The 19,982-nt window shown below is 59.3% G+C and carries 17 protein-coding genes; 10 read left to right on the plus strand and 7 right to left on the minus strand.

Annotated elements, in window-relative coordinates; all coding sequences use genetic code 11:
* Positions 1 to 25: 25 nt before the first annotated feature.
* On the minus strand, positions 26 to 517 hold the full coding sequence (tssB, locus tag LGM20_RS14415) for a type VI secretion system contractile sheath small subunit (RefSeq protein ID WP_023289388.1): 492 nt from the start codon (positions 515 to 517) through the stop codon (positions 26 to 28).
* A 598-nt stretch (positions 518 to 1,115) separates the two neighbouring features.
* Here tssB and LGM20_RS14420 point away from each other — a divergent pair.
* Entirely contained in the window at positions 1,116 to 1,682 is a 567-nt protein-coding gene (locus LGM20_RS14420; RefSeq protein ID WP_023289387.1) for a DJ-1/PfpI family protein, read from the plus strand.
* Between the two features lie 142 nt (positions 1,683 to 1,824).
* Here the strand turns inward: LGM20_RS14420 and LGM20_RS14425 are convergent, their stop codons facing one another.
* Positions 1,825 to 2,586: an SDR family NAD(P)-dependent oxidoreductase gene (locus LGM20_RS14425; RefSeq protein WP_032452582.1), complete on the minus strand. Its 762-nt coding sequence runs from the start codon at positions 2,584 to 2,586 to the stop codon at positions 1,825 to 1,827.
* 108 nt (positions 2,587 to 2,694) lie between these two features.
* On the opposite strand from LGM20_RS14425, the gene LGM20_RS14430 reads away from it, so the two are divergent.
* Both LGM20_RS14430 and ymcF read left to right on the plus strand, forming a co-directional pair.
* Positions 2,695 to 3,609, plus strand: coding sequence for a LysR family transcriptional regulator (locus tag LGM20_RS14430; RefSeq protein WP_044522511.1), 915 nt, complete (start codon positions 2,695 to 2,697; stop codon positions 3,607 to 3,609).
* A gap of 302 nt (positions 3,610 to 3,911) precedes the next feature.
* Entirely contained in the window at positions 3,912 to 4,100 is a 189-nt protein-coding gene (gene ymcF / locus LGM20_RS14435) for a cold shock small protein YmcF (protein ID WP_023289384.1), read from the plus strand.
* Positions 4,101 to 4,145: 45 nt separating this feature from the next.
* Here ymcF and LGM20_RS14440 read toward each other — a convergent pair whose 3' ends face one another.
* Genes LGM20_RS14440 through opgC form a run of 5 tightly spaced genes read right to left on the minus strand, consistent with a single transcriptional unit; the run spans position 4,146 to position 8,311 of the window.
* Complete coding sequence (locus tag LGM20_RS14440; protein WP_072013416.1) at positions 4,146 to 4,613, minus strand: ATP-binding protein; 468 nt, start codon at positions 4,611 to 4,613, stop codon at positions 4,146 to 4,148.
* A 19-nt stretch (positions 4,614 to 4,632) separates the two neighbouring features.
* Positions 4,633 to 4,971, minus strand: coding sequence for an STAS domain-containing protein (locus tag LGM20_RS14445; RefSeq protein ID WP_023289382.1), 339 nt, complete (start codon positions 4,969 to 4,971; stop codon positions 4,633 to 4,635).
* Complete coding sequence (locus LGM20_RS14450; RefSeq protein ID WP_044522508.1) at positions 4,961 to 6,175, minus strand: PP2C family protein-serine/threonine phosphatase; 1,215 nt, start codon at positions 6,173 to 6,175, stop codon at positions 4,961 to 4,963. The genes LGM20_RS14445 and LGM20_RS14450 overlap by 11 nt, the downstream gene beginning before the upstream one ends.
* Before the next feature lie 8 nt (positions 6,176 to 6,183).
* On the minus strand, positions 6,184 to 7,083 hold the full coding sequence (locus LGM20_RS14455) for a hypothetical protein (protein WP_044522506.1): 900 nt from the start codon (positions 7,081 to 7,083) through the stop codon (positions 6,184 to 6,186).
* A gap of 10 nt (positions 7,084 to 7,093) precedes the next feature.
* Positions 7,094 to 8,311 (minus strand): OpgC domain-containing protein, encoded by a 1,218-nt coding sequence (opgC, locus tag LGM20_RS14460; RefSeq protein ID WP_044522503.1) that lies wholly within the window; start codon positions 8,309 to 8,311, stop codon positions 7,094 to 7,096.
* Positions 8,312 to 8,587: 276 nt separating this feature from the next.
* Here opgC and LGM20_RS14465 point away from each other — a divergent pair, with 276 nt between their 5' ends.
* Genes LGM20_RS14465 through LGM20_RS14495 form a run of 7 tightly spaced genes read left to right on the plus strand, consistent with a single transcriptional unit; the run spans position 8,588 to position 19,968 of the window.
* Positions 8,588 to 10,405, plus strand: a complete 1,818-nt coding sequence (locus LGM20_RS14465) for a glycosyltransferase family 2 protein (protein WP_044522501.1) — start codon at positions 8,588 to 8,590, stop codon at positions 10,403 to 10,405.
* Positions 10,402 to 11,733, plus strand: a complete 1,332-nt coding sequence (locus LGM20_RS14470) for a DUF3131 domain-containing protein (protein WP_044522499.1) — start codon at positions 10,402 to 10,404, stop codon at positions 11,731 to 11,733. Before LGM20_RS14465 ends, LGM20_RS14470 begins: the two co-directional genes overlap by 4 nt.
* A complete protein-coding gene (locus LGM20_RS14475; RefSeq protein ID WP_044522496.1) occupies positions 11,730 to 13,277 on the plus strand; it encodes a DUF3131 domain-containing protein in 1,548 nt (515 codons plus the stop codon). The genes LGM20_RS14470 and LGM20_RS14475 overlap by 4 nt, the downstream gene beginning before the upstream one ends.
* Positions 13,262 to 14,656 carry a DUF3131 domain-containing protein gene (locus LGM20_RS14480; protein WP_044522493.1) on the plus strand — a complete coding sequence of 465 codons (1,395 nt, stop codon included), beginning with the start codon at positions 13,262 to 13,264 and terminating at the stop codon, positions 14,654 to 14,656. Before LGM20_RS14475 ends, LGM20_RS14480 begins: the two co-directional genes overlap by 16 nt.
* Positions 14,653 to 15,087 (plus strand): globin family protein, encoded by a 435-nt coding sequence (locus tag LGM20_RS14485; protein ID WP_023289374.1) that lies wholly within the window; start codon positions 14,653 to 14,655, stop codon positions 15,085 to 15,087. The genes LGM20_RS14480 and LGM20_RS14485 overlap by 4 nt, the downstream gene beginning before the upstream one ends.
* Positions 15,088 to 15,089: 2 nt before the next feature.
* Positions 15,090 to 17,780 (plus strand): hybrid sensor histidine kinase/response regulator, encoded by a 2,691-nt coding sequence (locus LGM20_RS14490; protein ID WP_044522490.1) that lies wholly within the window; start codon positions 15,090 to 15,092, stop codon positions 17,778 to 17,780.
* Positions 17,770 to 19,968, plus strand: a complete 2,199-nt coding sequence (locus LGM20_RS14495) for a glycoside hydrolase family 2 protein (protein WP_044522487.1) — start codon at positions 17,770 to 17,772, stop codon at positions 19,966 to 19,968. The genes LGM20_RS14490 and LGM20_RS14495 overlap by 11 nt, the downstream gene beginning before the upstream one ends.
* Positions 19,969 to 19,982: the final 14 nt, after the last annotated feature.

A 19,982-nucleotide genomic window follows, 5' to 3' on the forward strand; every position in this document is an offset into this window, starting at 1 on the left:
TTCCATTAACAGACTTGCCCCGCCATTATTTCGGAGCAAGCGCACTCATTTCGTCGCGTAATTCCTGTGACAGCGCCGGATCTTTCAGAATTGCCTCAAGCTCTTTTCTGAAAGTGGCGTTATCGAGCAGATTGGATTTGAGATCGCGTAATAAATTACGCATCGCCAGCATGGCGCGGAGTTGTGGAATTTGCCGGGCAATCTGCTCCGGTTCAAAATCGTTGATATCGGTAAAACGCAGCCTGACGTTCTCCTCTTCGCCATTGCCAGCCAGCGTATTCGGCACCGAGAGATTCACCTCCGGGCTAAATTCCGAAAGTACGCTGTTAAAGTTATTTTTATTGACGTTAATTTTTTCTCTTTCCGATAATGGCCGGTTTTCTTTACCGTGACTAAAATCGCCAATGGTAAGCAGCTTTAATGGCAGCTCAACCTTTTTTTGCACGCCGCCGGTGTGGAGAGATAATTTAAGATTAATGCGAGCCTTAGGCACTTCATTCTGGAACGTATCAGCCATAGCAGTTCCTTTCCTCAGGGAATAATTATTGAAGAGTTGACGGTAAAAGCCTGAGGATAATAAAACAGAAATAGATTATCGATCAACTTAACAAGAAGATTTATTGAATATACTCACAAGGTGAATGATTTCATTTTCTCTTAGCACCAAAATAAATATTTAATAAATAAATACAAAACCTAAAACAATAATAAAAATAAATTACATCCCAAAGAAAATATAAGAATAAACATAGCGATAACAGCACCTGGAATTAAATCATCCCCTCGCAACGCAATTTATCGTCACCCGCGCGGCAAAACATTCAAGAGCAACCTTTTTCTCAGCAACTGGTTTGCGCTAACCGGCCAGCGAACGTGGCGAGGAATGACCGCGGACCCAGCGATATGTTCCTCCGCAGACAGTCGTCAGTGGCTGAAGAGCCTATTTTCTGGGCGACTGACCACAGCGCGATGGCGAAAAAAGTTGTCGTTACCAAAAAAATATGAACCCGGTTACAAGATGCGCACGCCACCGTCTTCGGCATCCTGAGGAGGTCGCATTCTGCGGATCGCCAGGCTATATCTATGACACCTTTCTCCCACAACGAGTAAAAATAATGAGCAAGAAGATCCTGATGCTGGTCGGCGATTACGCCGAAGATTACGAAACGATGGTCCCTTTTCAGGCACTGCAGATGATTGGCCACCAGGTCGATGCCGTCTGCCCGGATAAAGCCGCCGGCGACTATGTGATGACGGCGATCCATGATTTTGACGGAGCCCAGACCTACAGCGAAAAGCCGGGGCACCGCTTCACCCTGAACGCCGATTTTGCCGCGGTGAAGGCCGAGGATTACGACGCGCTACTGATCCCCGGCGGCCGCGCGCCAGAGTATCTGCGTCTGAACGAACAGGTCATTAAACTGGTCCAGGCGTTCGACGCCGCGCGTAAACCTATCGCCGCCGTCTGCCACGGGCCACAGCTGCTGGCCGCCGCCGGGATTCTGCAGGGGCGGACCTGCAGCGCCTATCCGGCCTGCGCCCCGGAGGTGCGCCTGAGCGGCGGGCATTATGCCGATATCGGTATCGATCAGGCGCATGTTGACGGCAATCTGGTCACCGCCCCCGCCTGGCCGGCACACCCGCAGTGGCTGGCGAAATTCGCCGCCCTGCTGGCGGAGTAACGCATTTTCTCTGACTAAGTGAACGACTATCGCCGCGCTGACGCTCTCTTTGTTACCGGCCCGGCGGTTTTCGAACGGCCGTTTCCGCTGCCGCCAAACCTGATTCAGCTCAGCGAAACGCTGGCCGGATTGTCTCCTCGCCTCAGATGCGCATTCCCCCGGAAACTTCAATGCGCTGGGCATTAACCCAGCGATGATCATCGGATAACAGCGAGGCGATCATCGGCCCGATATCCTCTGGCACCCCCGGTCGGCCAAGCGCCGTCATGTTCGCCACCGCCTGAGCGACCTGCGGGTTATCCCGCACCACCCCGCCGCTGAAATCCGTGGCGATGGCGCCCGGCGCCACGCAGTTCACCGTGATCCCGCGGCCGCCCAGCTCAAACGCCATATAACGGGTCAGGGTTTCCACCGCAGACTTCATGACTGCATAGGGCGCCCGATTCGCCATCACGATACGGGTCAGTCCGGACGAGATATTCACAATTCGCCCGCCATCGGCCAGCAGCGGCAATAATTTTTGGCTGAGGAAAAAAACACCCTTCACATGGATGCGATAAAGCGCATCGAGCTCCGCTTCGGTAGCGTTCAGAAACCCCATGCCGCTGGCATTGCCGGCATTATTGACCAGGTAATGAAACCGATCGGCCCCCAGCTCCGCCAGGGCCGCCTGAAAGGTGCTGACAAACCCGTCAAAGGTGTCGGTTTCGCCGGCGCTGAAGGGCAGCGCGATCGCCCGCGAGCCCTGGGCTTCAACCCACGCGACCACATCGGTCGCCTCGGCGAAATGCGCGTTGTAGGTCAATACCACATTCACGCCGCGCTGAGCCAGCGCTTCAACGGTCGCGCGGCCCAGGCCACGGCTGCCGCCTGTCACCAGGGCGATTTTTGCGCTATTGTTCATGTTTCCCCCTTTTATCTCTGCTGAAAACATGAGCGATTATAGGCCTCTGAATGCCGACGATAAGACCGCATGGTACGACAGGATTGTTTTGCCAGCTGGAACAATGTCATGGATAAACTGGATACCCTGACCCTGTTCGTGCGTATCGTCGAACGGGGTTCGTTCAGCGCTGCCGCCGCGGATCTGGGTTTTTCCCGGCCGGTGGCGACCGCGGCCATTAAGGCGCTGGAGGCCAGCCTTGGGGCGCGCCTGCTGCAGCGCACCACCCGGCACGTGCAGCCGACGGCGGAGGGGTCGCTGTATTATCAGCGCTGCGTCTCCATCCTGGCGGCCCTGGAGGAGGCCAACCGCAGCGCCGGAGGGAGCATCTCCGGCACCCTTCGGGTGGACGTGGCGGGCAATCTGGCGCGAACCCTGCTGCTGCCCGCGCTACCGCAGTTTCTCGCCCGCTATCCGGCCATTACCTTGCAGATTGGCGAAAGCGAGCGCGACGTCGATCTGGTCCGCGAAGGGGTAGATTGCGTCATTCGCGGCGGCCATCTTCCCGATAGCGAGATGATTTGCCGGCCGCTCGCCATGCTGCAGGAGATCACCTGCGCCAGCCCGGCCTACCTCGCCCGGTACGGTACCCCGCATACGATTGACGGGCTGGCGGGACACGTGACGATCGGTTTTGTTTCATCGCGCACGCACCGTACCTTGCCGCTCAGTTTTACCCTGGATGGCCGCCAGACCGAGGTCAGTTTGCCCTGTCGGCTGCTGACTTCCGATGCCGACGTCGGCGCCGAAGCGGCCAGACTGGGCTTTGGCCTGTATCAGGCACCCTTGTCCCGCCTTGAGGCCGATCTGGCATCCGGTGGGTTAACGGAGGTGCTGGCTGATTTTCGCCCTGCGCCGCTGCCGCTCTCCCTGCTCTATCCCAGCAGCCGGCAGCTCTCTGCCCGGGTACAGGTATTTATCGACTGGGTGACGGCGCTGATGAAGGCGCCCCTTCCGCAGCAGGCATCCGGAAGGCTAAAATAACGTTTGCTATTATTTGCGGCTCGTGCGTTAATCATTAAGTCGATTTACCAGACGAAAAATTATTATCGAAGCACGTGTTCTCATCTCCAGGCGTTATCCCTGATACCACCTTCCTTTGAGCAGTCCCGTTAGTATTTTGCTTTTTCTGTAAACAGGCCCTGTCAGACCCCTGTTGGCTCGTTAAAAAAGCCCTCCGTCTGACCCAATACCCGGCTTACCACTAACAAAAATCAGCCGCGTTAATTTCCCTGAAAACGACCATTGTCTTTTCAACAGAACATTACCCATACAAGGTTTACATTATGATTGAACATATCCATTTTAGATGCCCATGCTGCCATGGCTCCCAGTACAGAACGTCCCAGTTTGACGTGACGGAAAAAAATCCCTTTGGTGCGAAATGCATTTTCTGCAAATCGGCCATGATGACCTTAGATACTATTCGCCCTTATCACCTGGGCGCGCTGTCCACCGCTCAGGCACAGCCATAAGACGATGAAGCGGGTGAACGCGGGCGGGAAAATCCCCCCGGTGATTCACTTGGGGGCAACCTCTGGTCCTTCACCTGACGCACCGTCGGTGGAATGGCGAAGGCCGGCATCCGGCAACGCTTTTATCAGGGTCGTCACATTCTCCCCGGCGCGGGTTTCCACATTAAAATAGTCCACCGCGCGCAGAATGAGCCGCAAACCTCTGCCGCTTTCCGCTAACGGATCGACATCGAAGCGCTCATCGCTACGCGCCAGCGCCAGGCGCTCTGCCGGAAAGACCTCTCCTGCATCAATAAAGCGCAGCGTCACCCGGTCCTCCGCTGCGATAAATTCGACACGAAAAACGCGTTGCCGATCCTCATGCAGCGCATAGCGAATGATATTGGTGGCCGTCTCACAGGCGGCAAGATCGAGCGCGAAGCGCCACTCCTCCCCGACGGACAGCGGCGTCATTTGTTGAGTCAGCCACGCCGCCAGCGGTGAAAGCGAGCTGAGTTGGGCAGGAAACAGCATGACGTTATTCACGGGCGCATCACGGATTGAACTGCGCAAGGGCTGAAGTGCGATCCTCGCAAATACGAAAAATACGATCCATCCTGGTCAGGGTAAACATATTGCGGATGCCGGGGTTCAGCGCGCACAGTGTCATTTCTCCTTTACCATTCATCATTTTCATCAGGGAAACCAGCGTTCCCAAACCGCTGCTGTCTATAAAATCGATTTTACTGAAATCAACAATCAGATCGGTGCGATCTTCGCCTATCTCCTGGGCGATTGCCGCTTTAAAGGCTACCGCGACGGACGCATCCAGCCGACGCACCGCCGGCGTCAGGATCGTCACCGAGGCCTGCCGTTCGGTTTCAATTTTCATCACTGTCCCCTGTACGTTCAATAATCAAGAGTGAAACATCATCGGCCATCGCCTGAGTCTCCTGCCCGTCGCCACTGCGCCAGCGGATCAGGTGCCGGGCAAACCCCGGCAGCAGCGCGGGCAGCGGCTGCGTCACGCTGTCCTGCAGCCACGCTTGTAAACGCGCCTCGCCAAACTGTTCACCGCTCCGGTTTTCACATTCGGTGATGCCGTCGCTGAACAGGCACAGCCGCTCTCCCGGCGCCAGTGAGAAACTGACATCTGCCCACGAGAGATGGTCTATCAACCCCACCGGCGCCCCGCCGCTGCCGACCGGACGGACGGCTGCGTCCGGGCTCACGATAAAAGGCGTGGGATGCCCGGCCTGACAGAGTTTGCCCGCGCCGGTCTTCAGGTCAATGACGCCATAGATCAGGGTGAAATAGCTGACAATCTCTGTTTCGTCACTGCAAAAACGACCATTAAGGATCGCCACCACTTCAGCAGGCGACGCCGGCTGGTTGTCTGCCGTAAAAAGAAAGCGCTCAACGGCCCTGCCATGCAGAAACTGGCGGGCGACGGCGAGCGACATCATCGCCGCCCCCACGCCGTGTCCGGAGACATCCACGCAGTAAAATCCGAGCCGATCGCCCAACGGGAAGACGTTAAAAATATCTCCCGACACCCAGGCCGAGGGCAGGAAAATCCAGTCGGAGAAAAATCCCTGATGACGCAGCTGATGAGCCGGGAGAACCGACTGCTGAATGCGCGCCGCCAGCTCCAGATCCTGTTCAATCTGTCGCAGCGCTTCGCTCAGCCGCGCATTGCGCGCGGCGAGGTCAGCCTCAAGGGAGAGGATCCGCGACCCGGCGTGCAGCCGCGCCCGCAGTTCGCTCTGCTCTACCGGTTTGCTGAGAAAATCATCGGCCCCGGCCTCAAACCCCTGCGTTAAATCGCCAGGGTCTTCGCGGGCGGTAAGCAATATCAGATAAACGTAGTGACCAAACTGGCGACGGCGAACTTCCCGGCACATCGTCAGGCCATTCATCTCTGGCATCTCCCAGTCGCTTATCACCAGGCTGACGGGCTGGTTTTCGAGGATCGCCAGCGCAGCGACGCCGTTTTCCGCCTCACTGACGATATAGCCCCACTGCGTCAACATCCGGCTTAGCAGCCGACGATAAACCAGCGAATCTTCAACAATCAGGACGTGCTGTGCCGACATCGCGCCTCCTAAATCGGCAAGAACCAGATAAGGCTGATCGTGCCTTCACGAAACTTGCCGCTGCCGCTGTCGTGCCCCGGATAGCGGGTACCGGCATAGTTGGCATACTGCACAGAGAACGATCCTGGCGTATAGCCCGCGTAGCCGAAACTGTAACTGTAGTCGCCATTCCACGGCTGCTGCTGGCTACTGTCCGGATACCAGAACGCGGTAGCGCGCACAAAAAAATGCTGCTTAAAGGTATATCCGCAGCCGCCGAGCAGCACATTTTTGTTTTTGCGGATGTCATCGCTCTCCAGATCGTAATAGCGCGGCACCCAGCTGTAGCCTACCTGGCAGATAATGGCATCGCCTTTGTTAATCAATAGCGCATGCTCCATGGGCTTCGGCAGCGAAAATTTATACGCCAGGGTAATCGCCCCCTGCTCAAAATAGGTGTGACGCTTGCTGCCCGAGGTCCAGAAGTGGTTATCGCCATAGTTACTGTAAACCAGGCTGACGGTGTTGGCATGCCAGTCGTCGTAGCCAAAACTATAGCGAAAATCGGCGGTATAGCGGCTGGTATCGGTCACCGGTAAACGGGATGTCACGTTGGCGAACCAGAAGCTGTAAGGCGAGTATTGCAGGCTGAGGTTCAGCGTCTGATTATATTTTTTCTTCTGTTCTGCGCTGTCTGAGCTGTTGGGGACGGTCATCCACTGCTCTTTTAAACCCGAACTAAAGCTCAGCGCTCCGGAAAACACCTTGTCATTCCCGGAAAAAAGCCGTCCCCAGCGGCTGGTAAACACCCCGGCCTGCACCGGTTCACCATTTTTATCACGCAGCGGTTGTGCGTCGTTCTTCTCTGCTCCTTCGGCACCTGCGATGGCGCACCATAGCGCACAGGCCAGCATATATTTCTCCCGCATTTGCCCTTCCTTAGTTAGGTATCCAGCGTGCGGCGACGCGGTATTTGGCCATCAGCCACAGTACGCCCAGCGCGGCGGCATGGATCAAGGTGTTCATTATCCACGCCTGGCGCCACAGATCGAAGGTGACCAACTGGCTTACGGCGAGCACGATGTAAACATGCAAAATAAAGGTGTAGAGCGAACGCTGCCCGAGCGGGATCAGGAACCAGCCTGCCAGCCAGTTCAGGGGGCGCCAGCACCGGGTCAACAGCAGATAAATAGTGACCATCAGACTGATATCATTAAGGATCCGTACCGGCCCGAGGCCGTTTTTCGCCGCCCAGGTATGGTAAAAGGCGTTAAATTCCGCCGGTGGGATCACGTGCATCAGCAGCGCGGGCGGCATAAAAGGATTGGTATGATTCTGGGCGACAAACGCAAGGATAAGCGCGATGCACACCAGCGCCGCGACGGCGACTTTGCCGGGCGGCGTGCGGGCGAAAGAGATCAGTTCCGCTTTGTACCAGCCGCAGCACATTCCCAGCACAAAGATAAATTGCCAGGCCATCAGGGGAAAGGCGAATTCAAATTCGCAGGGCGTCACCCGTACCGGCCAGCGTTGCCAGCAGCCGTAGATCAGCAGCGAGACGCCCAGTAATGGGTAGACGTGACCCTTTTGCAGCATGCCGAGAAACAGCGGGCTGAGCAATAACAAAAAAATATAGAGACCGAGGATCTGCGTCTGATGCGGGCCAATCTGCAGATAGAGGATAATGTTAAACCACGTCTCTTTTATTTGTGGGGTTAGCGGATAAAGCGACCAACTGGTCCCGGAAAAGCGGTCGGTAAAATGAGTGACTTCATAGACATTAATATGAGGTAAATATCTCAGCAAAAGAAAAGAGACAATAATAATAATATTAACCTGATATATTTTCCAGGCGCGAAGATAAAGCCCCCAGCTCACCGTCACTAATACTGCCTTTTGTAATCTGACACGATTTAGCATCCCTAACATGAAGCCGGACAGGATCACAAAGCCCTCGGCACCGGTGGTCAAACCAAATCGTTCCCAGCTGAAAATATTAAATATCGACATCACTTCCGTATGCGCCACCACCATCATCACGAGAGCAATACCGCGCATAAAGTCGATACGCAGGTCGCGATCCCCGGTCAGAGAGTAACGCCAGGCCGTTGATTTATAAGTTTCTTTTTGCGAAATCGCTGAAACAACCTGGCTCATGAGGGATCCCGTCGTCTACCCTGCAACATTTATTACAAATTATTTAGATAGTGTAGAATGCGCTATCTTGCAATGCTCATTTTATAAATTCCGCCTGCGTACATCACACTATGTTAAGTCATCCCGGTGACTATCATTTCGCGCTGTTGAAATTTTTACGCCACCATCTACACTCACTTTACTGTTATTTATAAGCCCCTGTGCGTTCTGCAGAACGCCGCCAATCAATAACAGACCAGTCATTCAAACTCAGCGCGGAATCAGGATATCCTTGCTATGGATTTTTATTTTTCCCGTTTTGAACATCGTCGACCGCCTGAGCCGCTCAGCACCCCGCGCTGGGTGAGGATGATCTGGCAGGTATTAGCCGTGGCCGCCCTGGTTCTCGGCGCCAATTATATTTACTGGCGCTGGACCGCGTCTTTAAATACCGACGCCCTATGGTATGCCGTTCCGCTGGCGCTGGCGGAAACCCTGGCGTGGATTGGCACAGTCCTGTTCACCATAAATTTATGGCAGGAAAAAGATCCTCCGCCAGGCGTCCCCCCGACGGAGATTAACGACTGTCTGCGAGCGGATGAAGCGGTGGAGTCGAGGCCGATTAAAGTCGATCTGTTTATCGCCACCTATTCCGAAGACGTGGAGCTGGTCAGGCTGTCGATCCGTGACGCCATGCGGATGACCTATCCCGGTCCGCTCGACTATAAGGTGCATGTTCTTGACGACGGGCGTCGCCCGGAGATGAAGGCGGTCTGCGAGCAGGAGGGGGCGAACTATATCACCCGTCAGAGCAATATCGGCTATAAGGCCGGAAACCTGCGCAACGGGCTGGAACATACCGATGGCGACTTTCTGATCATCTGTGATGCCGATACCCGCGTTTTCCCGACCCTGCTGAGCAATACGCTCGGCTATTTTCGCGATCCGGACGTCGCCTGGGTGCAGACCCCGCAATGGTTTTTCGATCTCCCGGAGGGGGAGGATCTGGCGCGCTGGCTGCGGCGTAAAGCGGGCGGCGCAGGCTACGGCGTGGGCTGGCTGGCGCAGAAAATCGTCGGTCCGGTGACCATTGGTCGCGATCCGTTTTTCAACGATCCGCGCATGTTTTACGACGTGATTTTACGGCGCCGCAACTGGGCTAATGCCGCATTCTGCTGTGGCGCCGCCTCCGTTCACCGGCGGGAAGCGGTGATGCAGGCCGCGCTGCGCAGCTACGTCTGGAGCGTTGACGCCGAGATCGCGCGTCATACGCGGGATATTCGCGACCCGGCAACGCGGGAAGCGCTGCAGGAGGCCATGCGCCCCCACGTGGCCTACGATACTGAACTGACGCCCTATAAGTTCCACGTCTCGGAAGATATTTATACCTCCATCCTGCTGCACGGCGACGCTGCCCGCCGCTGGCGCTCGGTAATGCACCCGCGGATCGAGTCGAAAATGCTCTCGCCGCAGGATATGCTGACATGGATGATCCAGCGCTTTAAGTACGCTGCCGGTTCGCTGGATATCCTGTTCCATGACAACATCTTCAGCCGCCGCCGCTTTAAACTCTCGCTGCCGCAAACGCTGATGTATGCGACCACCTTCTGGTCCTATCTGGCCTGCGTATGGAATACCGTGTTCCTGATTTCGCCCATTATCTATCTCTTCACCGGCATTCCCCCGGTGTCGGCGTGGTCTACCCCTTTCTATCTGCACTTTTTACCCTTTTTTATTGTCTCCGAACTGGCCTTTATGTTCGGCACCTGGGGCATTTCGGCCTGGGACGGCCGGGCCTCTTACCTCTCCTTTTTCTCGATGAATCTGCGGGCGCTAAACACCGTTTTGCGCGGGGAGCAGATCAAATTTCACGTCACGCCAAAAGAGCGACAGACGGGCCGTTTTCTCTATCTCGTCAAGCCGCAAATTGCCATCGTTGTACTCACCCTTACGGGGCTGCTATGGGGCGGCATTCAGGTGGCGCGCGGGCAGGTTGACGACCCCTCCGGGTACGTCATCAACATTTTCTGGGGCGCGGTGAATATTGCCGCCATGCTGCCGCTGATCTTCGCCGCCATATGGACGCCCCCCGAAGAGCAGGAGGCAAGTCGATGAGGATCCGCGACGCCCTGCTCCCCGCCCGCAGCTACCTCACCATCCTCATTGGCTTCCTGCTGGGTTTTGCGATTGTCGTGTGGGTGGAAAAACAGATGCCCGCGCGCGTCGAGAGCAGCGGTGGGATGACGTTGAGCCAGGATTTTCCGCCGCTCCCTGCCCCGCGCGAGCTGACCTTTGACGAGGCGATCTGGGCGCGAGTGGCCTGGCAGTATTATGTGAATAATACTCAGCCAAACGGTCTGGCCAACGCGCACGATGGCGAACCCTGGCTTAGCCTGTGGAGCGTCGGCAGCTATCTTTTCGCCGTGGTCGCCGCAGAGCAGCTGCATATTGTGACCGCCGCCGAAGGTGATGAGCGCCTTGCCGCCGCCCTGTTTACGCTCGGTCAACTGCCCCTCAACGCCCAGGGATTGCCCGCCGCTCAGTACCATGCCGACACGCTGCAGATCCTCGGCAGCCCGGACTCCTCCGCCATCGGTATGGGACGCCTGCTCACCGCCCTGCAAACGCTGCTCTGGCGCTATCCTCAGCACGCCGCCGCGGTGCGGGATCTGTTTAATCAGTGGCGGGTCGGCGCGCTCATCAGCAACAGCCCCGCCAGCCAGGCCGCGGCGCCGCTGCACCACTGGGCGCTGGCGGCGGATGAACCGCGGGACAGCTTTGGCTACCGGCTGTACGCCAGCCATACGCTGCGGCTGATCGACAGCGCCGCGGGGCTGGCGGTGACCAACCCGCCGCAGGGGCAGCAGATGATCGATATCGACGGCATCATGGTGCCCGACGAGGGGCTGCGCACGCCCTGGGGTCGGCAGCCTTCGCTGATCAGCCTGCCGTACCTGCTCACCGGGCTTGAGCTGGGCTTTGACGCGCAGAGCGCGGAGATCGCCTGGCGCATCATGCAAATCCAGCAGCGCCGTCATAGCCTGAGGGTCAGCAAGCCGCCGATCAGCACCGACTACGCCGAGCCCGCGCCGGATTATGCCAGCGCGCTGGCGGACCGGCAGCCGCAGAGCGCCTTCGCCCCGCGCAGCGCCGCCCCGGAGCAATCGGCGATCACCTCCACCCGCACCGCCTTTGCCTGGTACGCCCTGTTCCGTAATAGCTGGAGCGAAGCGCTGCGCCAGCAGGTCCAGACGCTGCAGGTCCCGGGCAGGGGCTGGCAGCGCGGGTTAAACCTCAACCGCAGCGTCAACGACGTTATTGACGGCGATACCAACGCGATCGTGCTGGAAAGCCTGGCCTACATTTCCCGGGGGCAGATGCTGTGTCTGGCCTGCCTGAGCCCTGCCCCTCTCCCCTCGTCCTCAGCAGGAGCAACGCCATGAAGCTGATCTATTTATCCCGTTTTCCCCTGCTGGCCGGACTCATGGCGCTGTGGCTCTCGCTCTCCGGCGCGCAGGCCGCGACCGGTCTGCCGGCTACGGAATACGCCCCGCGCAGCGGGGAGCTGACGCCGAGGGAGATGACTATCGCCAGAAACGCCTGGCAATATTTCGTCGCCAACTTTCAGCCCACCACCGGGCTGGTCAATGCGGTGAACAAATACCCCTCCACCACCATGTGGGACAGCGCCTCCTATCTGGCCGCGATGACCGCGGCCCGTGAGCTGGGGATTATTGATAAGGCGGAGTTCGACCGTCGGATGCTGAAGTTTCTCGCCACGCTGAATAAGCTCGATTTATTCCGTAACGAATTGCCCAACAAAGCCTATAACACCGTGAGTGGACAGAAGGTGAACTACCAGAACAAGCCGGGCGAAATCGGCTATTCGGCGCTGGATATCGGCAGAATGCTGATCTGGCTGAAGGTGATCAAGGAGCGCTATCCGGAATACAGCAACAGCATCGATAACGTGGTGCTGGGGTGGGATTTCAGCCATGTGGTCGATCCCTGCGGCACGCTGTACGGGGCGTATCTGGAAAACGGCCAGCCAAAATACGTTCAGGAAGGCCGCCTGGGCTACGAGGAGTACGGCGCGGCGGGCTTTCAGCTGTGGGGATTTAACACCTGTCAGGCCAGCCGGCCGCAGCCCTACGAGCTGGCGGAGATTTACTGCGTGCTGGTCCCCTATGATTCGCGCGACCCGCGGCAAACCAGCCAGCATAACTATGTGGTCAGTGAATCTTACGTGCTGTATGGCATGGAGTTTGGCTTTGATAATCCTGCTGATCGGAACAACAGCCCGCGCGAGTACTCCCATCCATGGATGAAAAACTTTGCCGACCGGGTCTATCAGGCCCAGGAGAATCGCTACGCCATCACCGGGATCCTCACCGCCCGCTCCGAGCATCAGCTCGATAAATCCCCGTACTTTGTCTATGACACGGTGTTCAGCGATGGTTTTAACTGGAACACCATAACCGACAAAGGCCAGTTCGTACCGAACAGCGCCGCCGTGTCGCTCAAAGCGGCGATGGGGATGTGGGTGCTGTGGAACTCGCCCTATACCGATCGTCTGCTGGACGCCATTGAAAACGCGAACGAAGCGGGTAAAGGCTATTACGAGGGGCTGTATGAGAACGGCGACGGGCCAATCAATGAATTTACCGCCAACAATAACGGCATCATGCTGGAAGCGCTGCTGTTTAAAAAAGAGGGCAAACTGCTGCAGTTTTCCAGCGACAATCCGAAAAACCGCAATTTCGCCCCGTCGCTGTGGGACAAGAAGCTGGTGGATCTCTTTGAACCGAATAACGGCCCGCGCAATCGCCCGTTCCTGAGCAACACCCCGGCCGTCAAAACATGGTGCGAGCAGACCGGGACCACGCAGCGCACCCAACCCGCCTGCCAGGCCTGCCAGTGCGCCGCCTGCAAGGCTGACGAGCCCGTTAAACTTCCGCCGGTGACCGCGCAATGCTTAAAACCCTAGCCCGCTGTCTGGCCGTCGCCGTCGTCCTGCTGCTTATCGCCCTGGCGCTGTTTGGTCGCGAAGGCGCGGGGTGGCGCTGGCTGACTAAAGGCGGCTGGCACACCACCGCCCGTATCAGCAGCCTGACGCCGCAGGAGCGGACGTGGGCGCAGATCGCCTGGCGGTACGTTGAGAACAATACCCAGCCGCAAACCGGGCTCGTCAACGGCAGCGACAAACAGCCCCGCGCGACGCTATGGCAGATGGGCGACACCCTTATCGCCCTGCTCGCCGCCAGAGAGCTGGGGCTGGTAAAGGAAGCGGAATTCGACGCCCGCCTGACGCCCCTGCTCGGCACCCTCAATCGACTGACGCTGACCGACGGCGGTTCGCCGGGCAGGCTATACTCCACTCAGACGGCGACCCCTGTCGACTTCAGCGGCAAACCGGCGGGGAGCGGCTGGTCAGCGAAAGATATGGCGCGACTGATGCTCGCCCTGCGGCTCACCGCCGAACGCGCGCCGCAGTATGGCGAGTACATTGATAAAATTATCCTGCGCTGGAACTTCTGTCCGGTGATCGATAAAGACGGTGAGCTGTGGTCCGCCTCACTGCAGAGCGGGCAGCGGACGATCCGCGAGGAGCTCCGGCTGGGAGACAGTGAATACGCCGCCAGCGCGTTCCGCCTGTGGGGATTTCCGGCCGGCAAGGCTCTCTCACCCCCGGCGCGCCATGTGATTATTTATCAGCGCCGCCTCGCCGTTGACGACCGCGACCCGCGAACCACCTGGCAACCCGTGGTGCTCTCCACTCTGCCCGCCATGCTGCCGGGACTGGAGTTCGGCTGGAAGCCGCCTGGCGTGTCGGAAGAGGTACAAAAAGCTATGCGCGCCCGGGCGGAAGGGATATGGCTCAGCCAGAAAACGCGCTGGACGCAGGATAAGGTGCTCACCGCCCGGGCCGATTTTTCGCTTACCCAGGCGCCCTGGCACGTGGAAGACACCGTCTGGGGAAATGGCTACGCCTGGAATACGCTCGGGGACGACGGGAAATACTACCCCCGGCTGGCGCAGGTGACCACTAAAGCGGTCTTTGTCCTGTGGACGCTGTGGGAAACCGAGTATACCGATGCGCTGATGGCGGTCACTACCCATCTTAACGACCCGCAGCGCGGCTGGTATGAAGGTCGGGTCGAGGCCACCGGCGACGTCAACGCCACCCTCACCCTCTCCACCAACGCCATGGTGCTGGAGGCGCTGTTTTACAAACACAACGCCGGGCCGTTGTTCAAAAACGGCCTCGCGGATGACAACAGCTATTTTGCCCGCCGCGCGACGGACGAATTTAACCCGCCCCGCCGCTGCCTGCCGGGCGAACGGGTCATGAGGAGCGCACCATGAAGTTTTATCGCGATCTCTTTGAAGCCAGCCTGAATCGCGTCGTACCGGAGCACGACAAACAGCGCTTCTTCGAAGCCTTCTACACTACTTTTATCCATATGTCTGCGGAAACCGAGCAGCACTTCTCACAACGCTCTGGCGAAGAAGGCCAGCAGATGATCTTTAAAAGCTTTTTCGCCATGCTGGCGGTCAACGGCGACCTCTTTGTACCCGATTTCCTGGAACGGCTGGCGCGGGCGCAGAGCGAGGAAGGCCTGCGTCTGCCGCCGCGTTTTTTTGCCCTCTGGCGGGAAGCGATGCTCAAAACCGTCCGCGCCAGCGATCCGCTGTGCGATGAGGAGATCCTCACCGCATGGGCAATGGCCATCGCCCCTGGGCTTGAGTATCTGCGCCGCCAGGCGGAGCTCCACTATCAAACCGCTGGCCAGTAATCATGCATGCCGCTAACCGTACCGACCTCAATCTCCTGCCCTCGGCGGTGATGATCTACGATGAGCGTGAACGACTGCAGGCCTGGAATGATAAGGTGGCGCTGTTTTATCCAACGATCGCGCCCTGGCTCGCCGTCGGCGCCTCTCTTGAGAGCCTGGCGGAGAAGTTTATCGATGCCGGATATAACATCGACCCTGGCCGGCAACAGACGCTGCGCGAGGCGATAATCCGCAACTGCCGCCAGACGAACCACTGCGAGGTCCGTCAGTCGGGCAACCGCCGGATTTACGTTCAGCATCAGCGGCTGGCGGATGGCGGGATTGTCAGCCTGCATACCGACATCACCGAGCTTGACGAGGCCCGACGCTCGCGTCACCAGCTTCATGACGACTTTTTATTCACCGCGGAGTCGATCCAGATCGGCATCTGGGACTGGCAGGTCTCCGGCGACAGCCTGCAGGTCAATGACACTCTGCTGGCGATGGTCGGCCAGTCACGGGCGCAGTGGCGCTTTCCACTGCGTTTTATGCTCAATCTGGTCCACGAGGACGATCGCGCCACCCTGCAGCAGGCGATGATCGCCTCGCAAAACGAGCATATGCCGGTTTTTGAATGTGAGCTTCGCGTCCAGCACCCCACGCAGGGCTGGCGCTGGATGCTGCTCTCGGGGCAGATCGTCACCCTCAATATGCAGCAGCAGGCAGAGCGGGTGATCGGCACCTTGCAGGATATTACCCGGCGCAAAGCCGCAGAGCTGCTGGCCATTGAGGCGGCGAAGGAAGCCCGCGAGGCGAACGAAGCGAAAAGCGCCTTCCTCGCCAATATGAGCCACGAAATCCGCACCCCGATGAACGGCATTCTCGGCATGACGCAGCTCTGCCTCGACACGCCGCTGACCGCGGAGCAGCGGGAGTACCTTTCGCTGGTGATGAGCTCAGCCCAGTCGCTGCTGCACATTATTAACGACATTCTTGATTTCTCACGCATTGAGTCGGGCAAGATGCAGGTGGACGAAGAGCCGCTGGAGATCCGCCCCTTTGTTCAGTCGCTGATCCGCCCGCATATGCCTGCCGCCAGCGAAAAGGGCATTGAGCTGCTGGTGGATATCTCCCCAGCGGTGCCCGAGGTGCTGATCGTCGATGGCCCCCGGCTGCGGCAAATCCTGACCAACCTGTTGGGTAATGCGCTGAAGTTCACGCATCAGGGGGAGGTTCTGCTGGCGATAGCGCCGGCCGGCGACGAAAACCGCTGGCGCTTTCGCATTCGCGATACCGGCATCGGCATCGCCGCGGAGAAGCAAAAGGCGATCTTCGAGGCTTTCAGCCAGGCCGATAGCTCCACCACCCGCCGCTACGGCGGCACCGGTCTGGGGTTAACCATTTCGGCCCGCCTGGTCAGCCTGATGGGCGGCGAGCTGACGGTGGAGAGCCAGCCCGGGGCGGGCAGCGAATTTGCCTTCACCCTGCCGCTGGCAGCGCTGCACGCCGCCGCCGACAGCGCCCCGCTGGGCCACTTTAACCACCAGCGGGTGCTGGTGGTTGACGACAACAGCACCAACCTGCGCCTGCTCGACGCCATGCTTCGCCAGATGGGGCTGATGCCAAGCTGCGTGGACAACGCCGGCGAGGCGCTACGCCGGGCCGCCGAAGGGCCGCCCTGGCCGCTGATCCTGCTGGACGCACAGATGCCGGATATGGACGGCGTATCCCTGGCGCTGGAGCTTTCCGCCCTGCCCGAGGCCCGGCAAAGCCAGATTATTATGCTCAGCTCCATGAGCCGCCATTTTGACGCCAATATGCTCAAGCGCATCGGCATTGCCCATTATCTGCATAAACCGGTGGCGCAGCGCGAACTGCATCAGGTTATCGCCGGCATTCTGGTTCCCACGCCGGTGGTGGCGACAGCGCCAGCCCCCATTGCGGAACCGGTCAGAGAGCAGGCCGGGCTGCATATCCTGCTGGCCGAGGACAATCTGGTTAATCAGAAGGTCGCCAGACGGCTGCTGGAACAGCTTGGCCACCGCTGCGAGGTGGTGAACAACGGCCGGGAGGCGCTGGCGCGCTGGCGCGCCGACTGCTGGGATCTCCTGCTGATCGATCTGCAAATGCCGGAGATGGACGGTGAAACCGCCATCCGCCTGCTGCGTGAAGAGACGCAGGCGCTCGGCCGGGAGCACCAGCCCGCGATGGCTATGACCGCCCACGCGATGCAGGGCGATAGAGAGCGCTGTCTGGCGATGGGCTTTGACGGCTATATCGCCAAACCGGTGAGCCAGGAGGCGCTACGGGAGGCCATCGCCCGCGTCGGCGCGGCGGAAGATAGCGGTCCGAAGGAAGAGGAAGGCCTGCCGGACGAGGCCCGCCTGCTGAAACAGTGCGCCGGCGATCCTGAGCTGGTCGAGGAGCTGCTGGGGCTCTTCGCTGCTGGGCTTGACGCTGCCGCCGCCGCCCTTACCCACGCCATTAACGCTAATGACCGGGAGACGTGGCGTCGCGCCGCCCACAAACTGCGCGGCGAGGCGGCCACCCTTGGCTTTCAGCGCCTTTCCGGGGTGCTCCAGCAACTGGAGAGCCAGGCAGCCTCGCCCGACCAGAGCGTGCCGGGCGACCTGCAAAACACGCTGGCCGAGGCGATCGCGGGTTGCCGCCTGTGGCTGCGCCGCAGAATGCAGGAGGCTCCCCGTGATCGCTAGACGTCTTCTGCTGCTGGTGGTTTGCCTGCCGCTGGCGCACGCCGGCTCAGCGCCGGTGACCTGGTCACTGGCCGGACAATGGCGGGTGCATGACGCCAACGACAGCGCCTTCGACGGCGCGCAGGCTTCGGATGGCGACTGGCGCACGCTGCGGGTACCGGCAAACTGGTACAGCGCCGGATACGATCATCAGGGCGCCCTGTGGTATCGCCATCAGTTTACCCTGCATGGCCTGACGCCGGACGCCATGGCCACCCTGGTGTTTGACGGCGTCGATTACTTTGCCGAGGTGGCGCTCAACGGCAAGACGCTGGCCCGGCACGAAGGGTATTTTCAGCGCTTCCCGGTGGACATCACCGGGGTCGTTCGCCGCCATAATCAGCTCGCCGTGCGGGTCGACAGCCCCTATGAAGACCCGCAAACGATCTGGCCGCTGCACAAAACGCTGATGAAAGGGATCCTGAACCAGCACGATACCCGCCCGGGCGGCGCCTGGTCGGTTCAGGGGCAGGATGCCAATTCCGGGGGGATCTGGGCGCCGGTGAAGCTCCATCTGAGCCGCGGCGTCACCCTCGACGAGGTGATCCTGCGTCCGGACTGGCGACAGGGGCTGGAGCAGCCCATTCTGCGTGCCGAAATCCGCTATCGCGCCGTGACCCCCGGCCCCGTCACGCTGCGCCTGACGGCCACCCCGGACAATTTTTCCGGCCCGCGTTTTCAACAGGCCTTCGCGGTCACCCTGGAGAACACAGCAGGCGTCCTGCGCGTCTCGCTGCCCATGCCCTCGGCAAAGCTCTGGTGGCCCGTGGGTGCTGGCAAACCTAACCTCTACCGGGTGCGCGCCACCCTCGCGGATAACCGGGGGATCATGGATTCCGCCGTCACCCGCACCGGATTACGTAAGGTGGAAGCGCTGGCGGACAATCAGGGCTGGCGCATCAATGACAAACGGCTGTTCATCAAGGGCAGCAACTATATTGGCTCGCCGTGGCTGAGCACCATGACGCGGAAAAAATATCGCCGGGATTTCAGGCTAGTCACGGCCATGAACGCCAACGCCATCCGCGTTCATGGCCACGTGGCGGGCCGTGCGCTGTATGAGGTGGCCGATGAGATGGGGCTGATGATCTGGCAGGATGTTCCGCTGCAGTGGGGTTATGATGACAGCGTCGCCTTTGCCGATAACGCGGTGCGCCAGACCCGGGCGATGATGGACCAGTTCGGTAATTCGCCGGCGATTATTGTCTGGGGCGGTCACAACGAGCCGCCGTGGAACTCGCCGTGGATGGAGAAACGCTTCCCCGACTGGCGTAAAACCTTAAACCAGACCCTGACGCAGCGGGTGGGCGATGCGCTGGCGGAAGATACCTCCCGCATCGTGCATCGCTTTTCCGCTGTTGAAGAGCACTACTGGGCGGGCTGGTATTTCGGCACCCTGCGCGACCTGCTCTCCCCGGCGAAAACCGGGATTATTTCCGAGTTTGGCGCCCAGGCGCTGCCCCGCCTCTCCACCCTGAAGACCATTATCCCGGCCCGTCTGCTGTGGCCGAAAACCACCGCCGCCGACGACCCCGGCTGGGTGCGATGGAAGTACCATAATTTTCAGCCTTTCCAGACCTTTAAATTTGCCGGTATTCCACGAGGCAACACTATTCAGGAGATGATTGAAAACACCCAGGCGTATCAGGCCAGGCTGGTGGCGCTGGCAGCGGAGAGCTATCGCCGCCAACGTTATCAGCCGGTGACCGCCCTGTTCCACTTTATGTTTGTCGAGACATGGCCCTCCATCAACTGGGGGGTGGTGGATTATCTGCGCCAGCCGAAGGCGGGTTACTATGCCCTGCAGCGCGCCTATCAGCCGATCCTGCCATCCATCGAGCCGGTGACCGCCAGCTGGCGTCAGGGCAGCCCGGCGACGGTGCGCCTGTGGGCGATTAACGATACCTGGACGACCTGCGAGGATTGTCGCCTGACCTGGCAGGTCAGGCAAAATGGCCAGATGCTCGCTCAGGGGGAAACCACCCGGACCCTGCCGCCGGACGCCGGCCAGATGATCAGGGAGCTGACCGTCACCCCCGCCGGCCCGCAGCCCGTGACGGTCGACTACCGCATCGACAACCGTCGCGGCACACGCGTGGGCGCTAACCAGCATACCGAACCCGTCGCCGCGGCGCAGGCAGCTAAATGAAGCAGGCTTCACGC

It is taken from the genome of Klebsiella quasipneumoniae subsp. quasipneumoniae, from assembly GCF_020525925.1.
Classification (GTDB): domain Bacteria; phylum Pseudomonadota; class Gammaproteobacteria; order Enterobacterales; family Enterobacteriaceae; genus Klebsiella; species Klebsiella quasipneumoniae.